This window comes from Streptomyces sp. NPDC046931 (assembly GCF_040644655.1).
In the GTDB taxonomy this organism is placed as follows: Bacteria; Actinomycetota; Actinomycetes; order Streptomycetales; family Streptomycetaceae; genus Streptomyces.
The window spans coordinates 165,956-180,222 of the sequence record NZ_JBEYWX010000007.1; the positions used below are offsets into that span (position 1 = coordinate 165,956).

Below are 14,267 nucleotides of genomic sequence, written 5' to 3' on the forward strand. Positions count from 1 at the left end.
GAGCAGCACGCCCCAGCCACCGAGTCGTCCTCGAGGGGAGCCGCACCATGCGCGCAGCCGTACTGCACGAGATCGGCCAGGACAAGCTGGAGGTCCTCGACGACATCGAGGCGGCCGGCTTCGGTCCCGGGAAGGTGAGGATCCGGATGCGTGCCACGGGCCTGTGCCACTCGGACCTGTCCGCGATGAACGGCGTACTGCCGCAGCCGGCCCCCTTCGTGCCGGGACACGAGGGCGCGGGCGAGGTGCTGGAGACCGGCGGGGGAGTGAGCCGTGTGAAGGCCGGTGACCGGGTCGTCGTGTGCTGGCTGCCCGCCTGCGGCGCGTGTCCCGCCTGCAAGCGAGGGCAGACCGAGCTGTGCCTCGCCGGGTTCATGAACGCCGCAACCCCCAACTTCCGGCGCTCCGGCGGCGGTTCTTCCGACGTGTTCGGCTTCGCCGGCACCGGCACCTTCGCCGAGGAGGTCGTCGTCGACGCGGGCTGCGCGGTGCCCATCCCCGACGACGTGCCCTTCGACATCGCGGCGCTGATCGGCTGCGGGGTCACCACCGGACTCGGGGCCGCCCTCAACACCGCCGAGGTGGAGGCCGGCGCGTCGGTCGCCGTCATCGGCTGCGGGGGCGTCGGCATCTCCGCGATCCAGGGTGCGCGGCTCAGGGGCGCCACCGAGATCGTGGCCGTCGACCCGGTCGCCTCCCGCCGCGAGTCGGCCCTGCGGTTCGGCGCCACCAGGGCCGTCGCCCCCGACGCCCTGCCCGACGCCAAGCAGCAGGTGACGGGCGGCGAGGGCTTCGACCACGTCTTCGAGGTCGTCGGAAAGTCGGCCACCGCCCGGACCGCGTACGAGAACACCCGGCGCGGTGGCACCCTGGTCGTCGTCGGCGCGGGCGCGCTGGACGACTTCCTCCAGCTCAGTATGTTCGAGCTGTTCTTCGACGAGAAGCGGATCCTGCCGTCGCTGTACGGCGGCGGAGACGTCCTGCGCTCCTACGAACGCACGATCGCGCTGTGGCGGGCGGGCCGAATCGATCTGGAGGGCCTGATCACGCACCGGGTGCCGCTGGCCGGGATCAACGAGGCGCTCGACCAGATGCGCACCGGCACGGCGCTGCGCACATGCATCGAGATCTGAACCTTCGACCAGCGTGACGGGAGCTGAGCCCGATGTCACTGCCCCTTGAGGGACGGACCGCGATTGTCACGGGCGCCGGGCGGGGCCTCGGCCGGGCCGAGGCGCTGGAACTGGCCCGGCTCGGCGCGTCCGTCGTCGTCAACGACTACGGACAGCCCGGGCGCGACGGCTCCGGCGCGGCCTCCTCGGTACCCGCAGAGGAGGTCGCCGCCGAGATCCGCGCGGCCGGCGGCCGGGCCGCCGCCCACAGCGGGGACGTGGGGGACCACGAACAGGCCCGCGCGATGCTGGAGTTCGCCGTCGAGGAGTTCGGTCCGCTGGACATCCTCGTCAACAACGCGGGCATCCTGCGCGACCGCATGGTCTTCTCGATGTCCGAGGACGAGTGGGACTCGGTGATCCGCGTCCACCTCAAGGGCCACTTCAACACCACACGCTGCGCCGCCGCGCACTGGCGGGACCGGGCCAAGGCGGCCGGGGGTCCGGTGTACGGGCGGATCGTGAACACGTCCTCGGAGGCGTTCCTGGCGGGCTCGGCCGGTCAGCCCAACTACGCGGCGGCCAAGGGCGGGATCGTCGGGCTCACGACCTCCACCGCCCACGCCCTCGCCAAGTACGGGGTGACGGCGAACGCGATCTGCCCGCGCGCCCGCACCCGGATGACCGAGGACGTCTTCGCCGGCGACGAGCGGCCCCACGAGGGCCTCGACCCGCTGGCCCCCGAGCACGTCGCCCCGCTCGTCGGCTATCTGGCCTCACCGGCCGCGGCACAGGTGAACGGGCAGCTTCTCGTGGTGCACGGCGGCATGGTCGCGATCGTCGAACGCCCCCGGGTGGGGGCCAGGTTCGACACCAAGCAGGACGTCTTCACCTACGACGAACTCGACGCGCTGCTCACCCCGCACTACGCGCAGCGGCCACGGGGCGAGACGTTCGCGGCCTTCGAGGTGCTCGGGCTCAGGCATGCGGCGGCCGATCGCTGAGCCCTCGCCGGGCAGTCGGCCGTCCGTCGGCCCGGGGAGCCGTGCACGGAAAGGCCCCGCCCGTCGTGGGACGGGCGGGGCCGTGTCCGCTGCGGTGACCGGCGCGCTCGCCGTGGTGGACGCGCGGTCGGCCGGCGCCGCCTGGTGCCGGTCAGGCCGCGGTGCCGGTGTCCTCCGGCTGCGCGGACGGCTTGCGGTGCCGACCGTGCGGTGCCGCCTCGTGATCCTCGGCGGCGACCGGGCCACGGTGCCGGCCGTGTCCCAGGTCCTGGGCCTCGGCGTACAGCGGCGATGCGGTGCTGGTGTCGCTCATGAGAAGTGTTCACCCCGTCAACATGATCCTTCGTACAGCCGGGCGAGTCTAACGGGCCGCGGTGACAGCGGCGTCGGGGGTTACGAGGACGGTCGTGTCGGGGGCGTCGAGGACGGCAGTTGCCGGGACGGCAGCCCCCGGGGCGGCGGGGGCCGGTGGGGTGGGGGCCGACAGGCGGGTCTGCGCGAGAGCGCGGCGCAGGGAGGCCCCGGTCGACGCGGGGGCCTTGCGGGGGCGTGACGGGGGCGGCTGGTGCGACGGGAGCTGTTGCACCGGGGTTTGTTGCGACGGGGGCTGGTGCACCGGGGTTTGTTGCGACGGGGGCTGGTGCGGTGGGGTTTGTTGCGCCGGGGTCTCTTGCGATGGGATCTGTTCCCACGGGACCGGTTGCGACGGGCGCTGTTGCGGGGGTGTCTGCTGCGTCGGGGCCTGTTCCAACGGGGCCTGTTCCAACGGGAGCTGTTGCGCCGGGGGCTGTTGCGGTTGGACCTGTTGCGACGGGACCTGTTCCAACGGGGGCTGTTGCGGCGGGACCTGTTCCAACGGGGGCTGTTGCGGTGGGGCCTGTTGCGACGGGACCTGTTCCAACGGGGGCCGTTGCGCCGGGACCTGTTCCAACGGGGGCCGTTGCGCCGGGACCTGTTCCAACGGGGGCTGTTGCGGCGGGACCTGTTCCCGCGGGACCGGTTGCGACCGGGGCTGGTGCAGCGGGGGCTGGTGCAGGGGGGTCTTTTGCAACGGCGCCTGTTGCAACGGCACCGGCTGCACCGGTCCCGAGCCCGCCGTTTGCGCCAGCGCCGTTTGCGCCGCTTGCGCCTGTGCCGATTCCGCCTCCGCGGATCCCGCCTCCGCCGATCCCGGCCTCCCCGGACCCCACTCCGCCGATTCCCTCCCCGCCGGTCCCGGAAGCGGGCGCGGTGCTTCGGGTCCCGCGAAGCGCGGGGCGGGCCGTTCGCCCGATCCCGAAGCCGAAGGCCCGGCCGTCGCCACGGGGGGCTCCAGCCGCGCCACCCCGCACCGCACCGCGCCCGTCGTGAACGGCAGCCGCAGCACCCCCTCCGGGGTCCACAGCCCCGTTCCCGCCAACCAGCCCTGAGGCGCGGCAAGATGCAGGACCCCCCGGTGCGCGGGGCGCCAGACCCCGATCCAACTGCCCGCCGCCCCGTCGACCCTGAGTGCCACCGCGCAGCTCTCCGGCGTGAGCACCTGTCCCGGCTGGATCGCGAACGGGGTCACCGGGCAGTCCAGGTGCAGGCAGTCGGGAAAGCGCACCGGCAGCATGCTCCCCAACACGCCCCAGCCGAGACGCTCGCGTCCCGGTGAGGGAGCGTCCGAGCCGATCAGCAGCAGCCCGCTGTCCGCATCCGCGAGCAGCAGCCGGTCATGGCTCCCGTCCGCGATGTCCAGCAGCGGCGACACCTCCCCCCGCGCCAGATCCACCACCACCGTCTTCGTGGGACCTCCGTCCGCGGTGCGGTCCAGGGCCAGCATCCGGCCGGTACGGTCCAGCCAGACCCCGCCCGAGCAGTGCCCGGGCAGCTCCGCCAGGCGCTCGGGCCCGCCCGCCCCGCCCGCCACCAGCCACACCGTTGTGGAGTGCGGGCCCACCGCGAGCGCGAACGCGCAGTCCCCCGTCGGCGCGGGCGGCAGCAGCCGCAGCCGGGTCCCCTCCCAGGGGCCGTCCACCGTGCCCAGCGGGAGCTCCCCGGTCCCGGGCCCGGTCGGATACAGCAGCGAGAACAGGTGGCGCCCGTCCACGAGCCGGTGGATCAGCACCCGGCCGTCGGCCAGCGGCTGCACCTCGGTGCCGGATTCCTCCGGCTGGTTGCCGGGCAGCGGTACGGCGTACGGCTCGGGTCCGTCCAGGGTCCAGCGCTCCGGGTACCAGGACTCGCCGTCCAGGGCGAGGCGGGCCGCGTAGGACCCGTCCGCGGTGATCACGCATCCGGGCCGGGCCGCCCACTCGCTCCCGTCCGCCGCGGCGGACGTGAAGGCACAGGCCGTCATCGTTCGGTCACCTCCGGCGACGAAGCTAGTTTCGTACGCACGGACGTGGCCTGCGGGGACGGCCGCTTCACACATAAGGGTGTTCGTGCGGCCGATCGCCTGAGGAAACGGGGGCGGATGTGCTGCACGGAAGGGCGCGCGCGACGCCCGTACACAACCCACGCCCCTTCGACCACTGGCCGAGTCGCCTCCGCCTCCGCCTCCGACGGCCGCGGGATCCCGCCCGCCTCCGCCCCCGGGCCACGCGCCTTGAACACCGCGACCGCGGGCCTCACCCGGCCGCAGGGGGAACGCTCCGGAGCCCGGCCTGCGGAAGTCAGCCGCGACCGGTGGGGCAGGGACCCGGGGCAGGTAGCCTTTTCCCCGTGCCCCGTCTGTCTGAAGTCATCGCCGCGCTGGAGACCCTGTGGCCCGCCGAGCGGGCCGAGTCCTGGGACGCGGTCGGCACCGTCGCCGGCGACCCGGACCAGGAGATCTCCCGCGTCCTCTTCGCCGTTGACCCCGTCCAGGAGATCGTCGACGAGGCGGTGAAACTGGGCGCGGACCTGCTGGTCACCCACCATCCGCTCTATCTGCGCGGTACGACCACGGTGGCGGCCTCCACCTTCAAGGGCCGGGTCGTGCACACCCTCATCAAGAACGACATCGCCCTGCACGTGGCCCACACCAACGCGGACACGGCGGACCCGGGCGTCAGCGACGCGCTCGCCGGCGCACTCGACCTGCGGGTCGTACGCCCCCTCGTACCGGACCCGTCCGACCCGGAGGGCCGCCGGGGCCTCGGCCGCGTCTGCGAACTCGACCACCCCCTGCCCCTGCGCGAGCTGGCCGCCCGCGCCGCCGAGCGACTGCCCGCCACCGCGCAGGGCATCCGGGTGGCCGGCGACCCCGAGGCCGTCGTCCGTACGATCGCGGTCAGCGGCGGCTCCGGCGACAGCCTGTTCGACGAGGTCCGCGCGGCCGGTGTCGACGCCTTCCTCACCGCGGACCTGCGCCACCACCCGGCGTCCGAGTTCATGGCGGGGCAGGCCCACCGTCCTCTCGCGCTGCTCGACGCGGCGCATTGGGCCACCGAATGGCCCTGGTGCGAGCTGGCCGCCGCCCAGCTCGACGAGATCTCCGACCGGCACGGATGGGACCTGCGCGTCCACGTCTCGAAGACGGTCACCGACCCCTGGACCGCCCACGCGGCGTCCGCCACCGCCCTTCCAAGGAGCGCTTCGCGCGCCCCCTCCGATACGAAAACCCCTGGAGCCCCCAACTGAACGCCGCGCCCGCCGACCAGATCCGACTCCTCGACGTACAGGCTCTGGACGTGCGTCTCCAGCAGCTCGCGCACAAGCGGAGGTCCCTGCCCGAGCACGCCGAGATCGAGTCGCTGACCAAGGACCTCACGCAGCTGCGCGACCTGCTGGTGGCCGCGCAGACCGAGGAGAGCGACACCGCCCGCGAGCAGACCAAGGCGGAGCAGGACGTGGACCAGGTGCGCCAGCGCGCCGCCCGTGACCAGCAGCGCCTCGACTCGGGTGCGGTCACCTCCCCGAAGGACCTGGCGAACCTCCAGCACGAGATCGCCTCGCTCGCCAAGCGGCAGGGCGACCTGGAGGACGTGGTCCTGGAGGTGATGGAGCGCCGCGAGTCCGCGCAGGAGCGGGTCGCCGAGCTGACCGAGCGGGTCGCGTCCGTGCAGTCGAAGATCGACGACGCGACCGCGCGCCGGGACGCGGCACTCGAGGAGATCGACGGCGAGGCCGCGACGGTGGCCAAGGAGCGTGAGGTCGTCGCGGGCTCGGTGCCCGCGGACCTGCTGAAGCTCTACGACAAGCTGCGCGAGCAGCAGGGCGGCATCGGTGCGGCCAAGCTGTACCAGCGCACCTGCCAGGGCTGCCGCCAGGAGCTGGCGATCACCGAGCTGAACGAGATCCGTGCGGCCGCCCCCGACACGGTCGTCCGCTGCGAGAACTGCCGGCGCATCCTGGTGCGCACGTCCGAGTCCGGCCTGTAAGAGGCGACGCGCGTGCGGGAGTTCATCGTCGAGGCCGACGGCGGTTCCCGGGGCAACCCGGGGCCCGCGGGGTACGGCAGCGTGGTGCGGGACGCGGCGACGGGCGAAACGCTCGTGGAGCGGGCCGAGTTCATCGGGACCGCCACCAACAACGTCGCCGAGTACCGGGGGCTGCTGGCCGGGCTGCGCGCGGCCCACGAGCTCGATCCGGCCGCTCGGGTGCACGTCCGTATGGACTCCAAGCTGGTCGTGGAGCAGATGTCGGGCCGCTGGAAGATCAAGCATCCGGCGATGAAGCCGCTGGCGATGCAGGCGGCCGCCCTCTTCCCGCCCGGACAGGTCACGTACGAGTGGATCCCGCGCGAGCGGAACAAGTACGCGGACCGGCTTGCCAACGAGGCGATGGACGCGGGGAGCCGGGGGGAGCGGTGGGAAGCCGCCCGGTCCACCGCGGAGCTGGACACGCACCAGGTGACGGCCCCCGAGCCGGCCGGCCCACCGGGCGACGCGGCCGCGGGCGCGGCCCGCGCCCGGGCGGCCCTGGCAGCCACCACCGCCGCCCCCGCCACCACCACTGCCGCCCCGGCCACCACCCGTGAGGCCGCTCGTGGCGGTGGTTCCACGACGACTGCTGCCGGTGAGGCCGCTCGTGGCGGCGGTTCCACGACGGCCGATGTGCGGGCCGCCCGCAACGTCGCCTCCGTCCGGCCCGACCTCGGCACCCCCACCACCTTCGTTCTGCTGCGGCACGGCGAGACCCCGCTCACCCCGCTCAAGCGGTTCTCCGGCAGCGGCGGCAGCGATCCGTCGCTGTCCGACGTCGGCCGGCGCCAGGCGGAACTCGCCGCCGGTGTGCTCGCCGCGCGGGGGACCGTCCAGGCCGTCGTCTCGTCGCCGCTGGCCCGCTGCCGGGAGACCGCCGCCATCGTGGCCGACCGCCTCGGCATGGAGGTGGGCATCGACGACGGGCTCCGCGAGACCGACTTCGGCGCCTGGGAGGGCCTCACCTTCGGCGAGGTCCGCGAGCGGTACCCGGACGACATGGACGCCTGGCTCCGCGACGCCGAGGCCGGGCCCAGCGGAGGCGGAGAGAGCTTCGAGGCCGTCGCCCGCCGGGTCGCCGCCGCGCGGGACAGGCTCGTCGCCTCGTACCCGGGCCGCACGGTCCTGCTCGTCTCGCACGTCACGCCGATCAAGACGCTGGTCCGCCTCGCCCTCGGGGCACCCCCTCAGGCGCTGTTCCGTATGGAGCTGTCGGCGGCCTCGCTGACCGCGGTGGCGTACTACGCGGACGGCAACGCGAGCGTCCGCCTCCTCAACGACACGTCCCACCTGCGCTGAGCGGGCGGCCCCCGGGTCCGGCCGCCGAGGCGCTACGCCCGAAGCGCGGCAGCCTCCCGTGCCAGCCCCTCGATCCTCGCCCAGTCCCGCGCCCCGACCGCGTCCTGCGGAACCATCCAAGTGCCGCCCACGCAGCCGACATTGGGCAGCGCCAGGTACTCCGGGGCGTTCACCGGGCCGATCCCGCCCGTCGGACAGAAGCGCGCCCGGGGGAGCGGCGCGGCCAGTGACCTCAGATACGCCGTGCCGCCCGCCGCCTGCGCAGGAAAGAACTTCATCTCCGTGACGCCCCGTTCCAGGAGCGCGACGACCTCCGAGGCCGTCGAGACCCCCGGCAGGAACGGCACCCCGGACGCCTGCATCGCCGCCAGCAGCGCATCCGTCCACCCCGGGCTGACCAGGAAGCGAGCGCCCGCCGCCACGCACTCGCCGACCTGCGTGGGCGTGAGCACCGTCCCGGCCCCGACCAGCGCGCCCTCCACCTCCGCGGCGATCGCCCGGATCGCCTCGAGCCCGGCCGCGGTCCGCAGGGTCACCTCGATCGCGGGCAGCCCGCCCGCCACGAGAGCCCGCGCCAGCGGTACGGCATCGGCGGCGTCCGTCACCACGACCACGGGGACGACAGGGGCGAGGTCGAGGAGGGGGGCGGCGGAGGGAGACGAGGGCACGGGTGAGGAGGGCAGGGGTGAGGTCATGACCTCATCCTGCCGAGGGGAAACAGCACCTGCAATGAACGTTGCAGAGAATGCAATGCAGCTGAAGAAGCCCATGAAGCTGGTGAAGCTACTGAGCCGATGAAGCTGGTGAAGCGGATGTGGCAGACGCCGGGAGACCCCGGCAGACGCCACTCAGTGGATCTCGGTCACCACCACATCCAGCGACCAAGCCTTCCCCGCCCGGCCCGGAGCCTCGGCCTCCACCGCATACCCCAAGTCACGCAGCGCCTCCACCAGCTCCGCGGGACCGGCCGGGGCGGCCCCCGCCGTCAGCAGGCTGCGGACGATCCGCCCCTTGGTCGCTTTGTTGAAGTGGCTGACCACCGACTGCTTCTCCACCCCGTCCACCGTGCGGGAGTGCAGCACCCGCACGGTCGCCGTCCGCCCGGCGACCTCGCCCTTCGGCTTCCACGCGGCCGCGTAGGCGGAGGAGCGCAGGTCGAGCACCAGCCCGTCGCCGGCGGCCTCCGGCAGGGCGGAGGCCATCGGTGTACGCCAGTGCGCGCCGAGTGCGCCCAGCCCGGGCAGCTTGACGCCCATCGAGCAGCGGTAGGAGGGAATCCGGTCCGTCACGCGGACCGCGCCCCACAGGCCGGAGAAGACCAGCAGGGACCCGGCCGCGCGCCGCCGGGCCGCCGCGTTCAGCGAGGCGAGGTCCAGGGCGTCGTAGAGCACACCGGTGTAGATCTCCCCGGCGGGCCGTGCTCCCGCGGTTCGCAGCCCGGCGTTCTTGGCGATCTCCCCGCGCAGGCCCTCGCCGATCCCGAGCACCTCGCGCGCCTTGTCCTCGTCCCCAGAGCACAGTTCGACCAGCTCCCCGAGCACGGCCTCCCGCGCGGTGCGCAGCCCGGGCAGCGACAGCGACTCCAGCTGCAACGGGGTGGCGTTCCCCGAGGGAGCCTTGCCTTCGGACGGGGGCAGCAGGACCAGCACGGATTCTCCTTCTCTCGGGCTCCGCGTCAGCGTACGGCGTCGGAGGCGCGGCCCTTCACGCAGCCTGATCATGAAGCAGTTCCTCTGACCGCCGGAGCGGGCCGGTGCGTGCGCCCGGTATCATGGTCGTCACGGCAGACGAGCCGGGCGGACGGCCGCGTGGGGGTTGTTGTGAACCTCCCCGAGGAACGTCCGGGCTCCACAGGGCAGGGTGGTGGCTAACGGCCACCCGGGGTGACCCGCGGGACAGTGCCACAGAAAACAGACCGCCGGGGATCTCGGTCCTCGGTAAGGGTGAAACGGTGGTGTAAGAGACCACCAGTGCCCAGGGTGACCTGGGCAGCTAGGTAAACCCCACCTGGAGCAAGGTCAAAAGGAGCCGCCGTCACAGGCGGTTCTGCGCGGACGCTTGAGGGCTGCCCGCCCGAGTCCGCGGGTAGACCGCACGAGGCCGACGGCAACGTCGGCCCTAGATGGATGGCCGTCACCGAGGGGCCCGCGAGGACCCCCGGTACAGAACCCGGCGTACAGCCCGACTCGTCTGCCCCCTTCGGCACGCCTGGCCGGTGGTGTGTGCCACGAGCGGCCGGGGTACTCGGGGGTGCACCCACCGTGCGGGGCGTCCCGCAGGAACCCAGGTCGTCACGGCTCGACGGCTGGGGGCACCCGCCGTCCCACATCCCTCTGCGAGGCCTCCGATGAGCCGTCTCTTCTCGCCGCTCACCCTCCGCGGCACGACCTTCCCAAACCGGGCCTGGGTGGCCCCCATGTGCCAGTACAGCTCGGTCGACGGCTATCCGCAGGACTGGCATCTGGTCCATCTCGGCTCCCTGGCACGCGGCGGGTCCGGCCTGGTCATGCAGGAGGCCACGGCAGTGGAACCCGAGGGCCGGATCACCCCTTCCGACGCCGGCATCTGGGATGACGGGCAGGCCGCCGCGTACAAGCGGATCACCGACTTCGTCCACGGGCAGGGAGCCATTGCCGGCATCCAGATCTCCCATGCCGGCCGTAAGGCGTCGACGGCACCGCCCTGGGAGGGTGACGTGTACGTCGAACCGGAGGCCGGAGGATGGCAGACGGTCGCACCGTCACCGCTGCCGTTCGGCGACTGGCCGGCCCCGCGGGAGCTCGGCGCGGACGACATCCGCGCTCTGGTCCGGGCCTTCGGCGAGGCCGCCGCGCGGGCGCTGTCCGCCGGCTTCGAGGTCCTGGAGATCCACGCCGCGCACGGCTATCTGCTGCACCAGTTCCTGTCACCGCTGTCCAACCACCGCAGCGACGAGTACGGAGGCGATCTCGACGGACGCAGCCGTTTCCTGGTCCAGGTCACCGACGCCGTACGGGCGCAGTGGCCGGAGGACCGCCCGCTGTTCGTACGCTTCTCGGCCACGGACTGGGCCGACGGCGGCTGGACCCCGGAGGAGACGGTCGAGCTGTCGCGGCACCTGGTGGCCCACGGCGTCGATCTGGTGGACATCACCAGCGGCGGGCTCGTCCACAACGCCCGTATCGAAGTGGAGCCCGGCTACCAGGTGCCCTTCGCCCGAGCCGTCCGCGAGGGCGCGGCCCTGCCCGTCTCCGCGGTCGGCCTGATCACCGCACCGGAGCAGGCCGACCAGATCCTCGTGGACCGCTCGGCCGACGCGATCATGCTCGCGCGCGAACTGCTGCGCAACCCGACCTGGCCGCTCCGCGCGGCCCACGTGCTCGGTGACGACGTCCCGTGGCCGAAGCAGTACCAGCGTGGCCGCCCACGTCATCGCTGAGGCCGTCGTCGCCCGAGCACCCGGGAATTCGGCACAAGACAATGAGGTTTCCTCCGATATGAGCGATCAACGCATCAATGCCGCTTTTCCCGCACCCCAGGGCGAGTCGATGCGGGCGCTGCTCGCGGCCGACCGTGTCGGCACGCTGCAGCAGATATCCGCCCTTAGCCGTGAGTTCGAAGGGATCGTCGAGGCGAACGCACTGGTGGCCATTGACGACGAGCACGACCCGGAGGGGGCGAGCACGGCCTTCGAGCGGGCGCACGTCGCCGCCCTGCTGTCCCAGGCGCGCGAGCATCTGAACGATCTCGATCGCGCCCTGGAACGGTTGGAGAGAGGCGACTACGGGCGCTGCGAGCAGTGCGGTGAGCCGATCCCGACGGAGCGCCTCGAAGTTCGCCCGGCGGCGAAAACCTGCGTGCGCTGCGCGTCCGTAGTTCGCTGAAGGGGCCTCGGCGACGACATCACCCACGCCTGGCTGTCCGGCAACGCCCGGCGCCTGCTCGGCGCACGGGCGTGATCTCAACGAGGATCCCCGAGCGTCTCAGGAGCCCTGTGCGTCGCAGGATCCCTGAGCGTCTCAGGAGCCCTGTGCGTCTCCCGCGTCCGGCGTGCTCAGCGAGCGTGTCGTGACCCGCTCCAGATGGGCCGTGAACACCTCGCGCGCGTCCGGGGTCATCGTGCGCAGTGCCACCAGGGCCGTGATCACCACGTCGCACAGCTCGGCCTGGACGTCCTCCCAGCTGTGTGTCGTGCCCTTGCGGGGGTTCTGCCCCGTCGCGCCGATCACCGCCTGGGCGACCTCGCCGACCTCCTCCGACAGCTTCAGGACCCGCAGCAGCAGGCCGTCGGCGCCGCCGTGCGCGCGGTGTGTGTCCAGCCAGGCGTGCAGCCGGCCGATCGAGTCCCAGAGGTCCGCGGGAGTGCCGTGCTCGTTCATACCCGCAGCGTCCCATGCGGCCGCTACTCGTCGAACAAGGCCTCCTGTTCCCCTTCCCTCTTCCTCCGCAGCCGCTTGTTCCGTGTCCCGATCACCAGTGCCGTGGCCGCCGCCGTCACCGCGAACGCCGCCGGGACCATCCAGTCGCGGTTCACGGCGTGCCCGAAAAGCGCGTCCACGGAGAGCCGGCCGGGCCCGGTGACCGCCAGGCTCGCCGCCGTGAGGCCGAGGGACGCCGCGTGCTCGTAGCCGCCGCTCTGGGCGAAGAACCCGTTCGGTACGTGCACCGCCGCCGCCCCCGCCATCGCGCCGGCCGCCGCCGCGCCGGCCGCAGGCGTCATGAGGCCGAGCGCCAGCAGCATCCCACCGCCCGCCTCCGCGAGCCCGGCCGCAGTCGCGCTCGCCTTCCCCGGGTGGTACCCCACGGACTCCATGAACTGCCCCGTGCCCTCGATACCGCCGCCGCCGAACCAGCCGAACAGCTTCTGTGTGCCATGGGCGGCCAGCACCCCGCCGGTGCCCAGCCGGAGCAGCAGCAGTCCCACGTCACGTCGGTCGACACAGTCCACGATCACTCCCGGGCCAGACAACAGGAACGGTTCCTGCTCCGCGTTCCCACCGTCCCATCGCCCACGCTCATCCGGCCCGCCCACGGTGCCGTTCGGGTGGCAGGGACCGTACGGGGCCGGGGCGGACCACCGGGAACTCCGCTGGTGACCCCGTCATGACCCGGCCTTTGCCACCCTTTTGTCACCCCGCCGCCTGCTGCCACAGGCTCACTTTGTACGGTCCCGGGGTGCGTGATTCCGCTTCGTTCTCCCCCCGTGCCGCGCGCGTGTCACGGCGTGCCGTTCTCGGGCTCGCCGCCGCCGCGCCGCTGACCGCCGCCGCGCCCGTCTCGGCACGCCCCGGGCGCTCCGCGCCCGTCGGCGGTGCGCGCCTCGGGGCTTCGGGCGTGCAGGTGCAGGCGGCCGCCGCCGGCCTGCCGAGGAAACTCACCGCCCGCTCCTGGCTCGTCGCCGACCACGCGAGCGGCGAGGTGCTGGCGGCGTACAACGCCCACCGGCGGCTTCCGCCCGCCTCCACGCTGAAGATGCTGTTCGCGGACACCGTGCTCGGGAGGTTCGAGCGGAGCCTGACCCACAAGGTGACCGACGCCGAACTCGCGGACGTCCCCGCCGGATCCAGCCTTGTCGGCATCAAGCCCGGAATCACCTACACCGTGGCTCAGTTGTGGCTCGGTGTCTTCCTCCGCTCCGGCAACGACGCGGTGCACGTCCTGAGCCACCTCAACGGCGGGCTCGCGAAGACCGTCGCCCAGATGCAGGCCAGGGCCGAGGACCTCCAGGCCCTGGACACCCATGTGGTCAGTCCTGACGGCTTCGACCACAAAGGACAGCTGTCCTCCGCGTACGACCTCACCCTGTTCGCCCGTCACGGCCTGAAGAACGCCGACTTCCGCGGGTACTGCGCCACCAGGACCGCCGACTTCCCGGCGGGCGGCAAGAAGACCTTCCAGATCCAGAACACCGACCGCCTGCTGACCGGTGCGTGGGGCCTTGGCACCTACAAGGGACTCATCGGCGTCAAGAACGGCTACACCAGCCACGCCGGCAACACCTTCACGGGGGCCGCCACCCGCGGGGGCCGCACCCTTCTGGTGACCGTGATGCACCCCGAGCCCGGCGGCAACGGCGTCTACGAGGAGACCGCCGCCCTGCTCGACTGGGGCTTCGCGCACGCCGGGGCCGCCCGGGCCGTGGGTGCGCTGGTGGAGCCGCTCAGCGAGGGCGGGGCGAAGGCGACGCCCGCGCGGGCGAGGGCAGGGCGTGGGGTAGCACCGGGCGCCGGGGGCGCCACCGCGCGTGACAGCTTGTCATGGGGCCTGGCCGGCGGGGGAGTGCTGGCGCTGCTGGCCGGCGGGGCGCACGCGCTGCGGGAGCGCAGGCGGCGGGACGCGACCGAGGAGGGGCGTCACCGGCGTTGACGAGGGTGACACCGGCTGCCGTCGAGGGGCGTCGGTGCCGCCGGTGTGCGGGCAGCCGTTCCGTGATCCGTGCGCATCCCGCGGCCCCGCGCGGGGTCCACCCCGCGATCCTCGTCTGTCCGTCCGTCATGGACCCGCAG

At 73.0% G+C, this 14,267-nt stretch carries 13 protein-coding genes, 1 other RNA gene and 1 pseudogene; 9 read left to right on the forward strand and 6 right to left on the reverse strand.

Features of this window, described 5'->3' with window-relative positions; genetic code table 11:
• Window positions 1-47: 47 nt before the first annotated feature.
• Together ABZ876_RS16035 and ABZ876_RS16040 are read left to right on the forward strand one after the other, a co-directional pair.
• Complete coding sequence (locus ABZ876_RS16035) at window positions 48-1,133, forward strand: Zn-dependent alcohol dehydrogenase (protein ID WP_361780356.1); 1,086 nt, start codon at window positions 48-50, stop codon at window positions 1,131-1,133.
• 32 nt (window positions 1,134-1,165) lie between these two features.
• Window positions 1,166-2,116: a 3-oxoacyl-ACP reductase gene (locus ABZ876_RS16040; protein WP_361780359.1), complete on the forward strand. Its 951-nt coding sequence runs from the start codon at window positions 1,166-1,168 to the stop codon at window positions 2,114-2,116.
• Window positions 2,117-2,267: 151 nt separating this feature from the next.
• Here ABZ876_RS16040 and ABZ876_RS16045 read toward each other — a convergent pair whose 3' ends face one another.
• Together ABZ876_RS16045 and ABZ876_RS16050 are read right to left on the reverse strand one after the other, a co-directional pair.
• On the reverse strand, window positions 2,268-2,429 hold the full coding sequence (locus tag ABZ876_RS16045; protein WP_361780362.1) for a hypothetical protein: 162 nt from the start codon (window positions 2,427-2,429) through the stop codon (window positions 2,268-2,270).
• 954 nt (window positions 2,430-3,383) lie between these two features.
• A pseudogene (locus ABZ876_RS16050) lies at window positions 3,384-4,436 on the reverse strand (hypothetical protein); the annotation flags it as partial.
• A 365-nt stretch (window positions 4,437-4,801) separates the two neighbouring features.
• Between ABZ876_RS16050 and ABZ876_RS16055 the strand changes: the two are divergent.
• The 3 genes from ABZ876_RS16055 to ABZ876_RS16065 are packed head-to-tail and all read left to right on the forward strand — an operon-like array spanning window position 4,802 to window position 7,782.
• On the forward strand, window positions 4,802-5,701 hold the full coding sequence (locus ABZ876_RS16055) for a Nif3-like dinuclear metal center hexameric protein (protein WP_361780365.1): 900 nt from the start codon (window positions 4,802-4,804) through the stop codon (window positions 5,699-5,701).
• Window positions 5,698-6,441 carry a C4-type zinc ribbon domain-containing protein gene (locus ABZ876_RS16060; protein ID WP_361780684.1) on the forward strand — a complete coding sequence of 248 codons (744 nt, stop codon included), beginning with the start codon at window positions 5,698-5,700 and terminating at the stop codon, window positions 6,439-6,441. Before ABZ876_RS16055 ends, ABZ876_RS16060 begins: the two co-directional genes overlap by 4 nt.
• A gap of 12 nt (window positions 6,442-6,453) precedes the next feature.
• On the forward strand, window positions 6,454-7,782 hold the full coding sequence (locus ABZ876_RS16065; protein ID WP_361780368.1) for a bifunctional RNase H/acid phosphatase: 1,329 nt from the start codon (window positions 6,454-6,456) through the stop codon (window positions 7,780-7,782).
• 32 nt (window positions 7,783-7,814) lie between these two features.
• On the opposite strand, the gene eda is transcribed toward ABZ876_RS16065, so the two are convergent.
• Both eda and yaaA read right to left on the reverse strand, forming a co-directional pair.
• The gene (gene eda / locus ABZ876_RS16070) at window positions 7,815-8,477 is read right to left on the reverse strand and encodes a bifunctional 4-hydroxy-2-oxoglutarate aldolase/2-dehydro-3-deoxy-phosphogluconate aldolase (protein ID WP_361780371.1); all 663 of its coding nucleotides are present in this window, start codon (window positions 8,475-8,477) and stop codon (window positions 7,815-7,817) included.
• A gap of 153 nt (window positions 8,478-8,630) precedes the next feature.
• Window positions 8,631-9,431 (reverse strand): peroxide stress protein YaaA, encoded by an 801-nt coding sequence (gene yaaA, locus ABZ876_RS16075; RefSeq protein ID WP_361780374.1) that lies wholly within the window; start codon window positions 9,429-9,431, stop codon window positions 8,631-8,633.
• 139 nt (window positions 9,432-9,570) lie between these two features.
• Here yaaA and rnpB point away from each other — a divergent pair.
• The 3 genes from rnpB to ABZ876_RS16090 all read left to right on the forward strand — a co-directional run bounded on the left by rnpB (window position 9,571) and on the right by ABZ876_RS16090 (window position 11,645).
• Window positions 9,571-9,975, forward strand: an RNA gene (gene rnpB / locus ABZ876_RS16080) — RNase P RNA component class A.
• 154 nt (window positions 9,976-10,129) lie between these two features.
• Window positions 10,130-11,200, forward strand: a complete 1,071-nt coding sequence (locus ABZ876_RS16085) for an NADH:flavin oxidoreductase/NADH oxidase (RefSeq protein WP_361302063.1) — start codon at window positions 10,130-10,132, stop codon at window positions 11,198-11,200.
• A 109-nt stretch (window positions 11,201-11,309) separates the two neighbouring features.
• Window positions 11,310-11,645, forward strand: coding sequence for a TraR/DksA C4-type zinc finger protein (locus tag ABZ876_RS16090; RefSeq protein ID WP_361780687.1), 336 nt, complete (start codon window positions 11,310-11,312; stop codon window positions 11,643-11,645).
• Window positions 11,646-11,780: 135 nt separating this feature from the next.
• On the opposite strand, the gene ABZ876_RS16095 is transcribed toward ABZ876_RS16090, so the two are convergent.
• Window positions 11,781-12,140 (reverse strand): MazG-like family protein, encoded by a 360-nt coding sequence (locus ABZ876_RS16095; protein WP_361780376.1) that lies wholly within the window; start codon window positions 12,138-12,140, stop codon window positions 11,781-11,783.
• Between the two features lie 23 nt (window positions 12,141-12,163).
• Entirely contained in the window at window positions 12,164-12,709 is a 546-nt protein-coding gene (locus ABZ876_RS16100; protein WP_361780379.1) for a DoxX family membrane protein, read from the reverse strand.
• Window positions 12,710-12,936: 227 nt separating this feature from the next.
• Between ABZ876_RS16100 and ABZ876_RS16105 the strand changes: the two genes are divergently transcribed.
• Entirely contained in the window at window positions 12,937-14,127 is a 1,191-nt protein-coding gene (locus tag ABZ876_RS16105) for a serine hydrolase (protein WP_361780382.1), read from the forward strand.
• The last annotated feature ends 140 nt before the right edge of the window (window positions 14,128-14,267 follow it).

Coding starts and splice junctions, on each gene's coding strand:
- ABZ876_RS16045 (WP_361780362.1), bottom strand. CDS start 2,429: ATGAGCGACACCAGCACCGCATCGCCGCTGTACGCCGAGGCCCAGGAC.
- eda (WP_361780371.1), bottom strand. CDS start 8,477: ATGACCTCACCCCTGCCCTCCTCACCCGTGCCCTCGTCTCCCTCCGCC.
- ABZ876_RS16090 (WP_361780687.1), top strand. CDS start 11,310: ATGCGGGCGCTGCTCGCGGCCGACCGTGTCGGCACGCTGCAGCAGATA.
- ABZ876_RS16085 (WP_361302063.1), top strand. CDS start 10,130: ATGAGCCGTCTCTTCTCGCCGCTCACCCTCCGCGGCACGACCTTCCCA.
- ABZ876_RS16040 (WP_361780359.1), top strand. CDS start 1,166: ATGTCACTGCCCCTTGAGGGACGGACCGCGATTGTCACGGGCGCCGGG.
- ABZ876_RS16035 (WP_361780356.1), top strand. CDS start 48: ATGCGCGCAGCCGTACTGCACGAGATCGGCCAGGACAAGCTGGAGGTC.
- ABZ876_RS16095 (WP_361780376.1), bottom strand. CDS start 12,140: ATGAACGAGCACGGCACTCCCGCGGACCTCTGGGACTCGATCGGCCGG.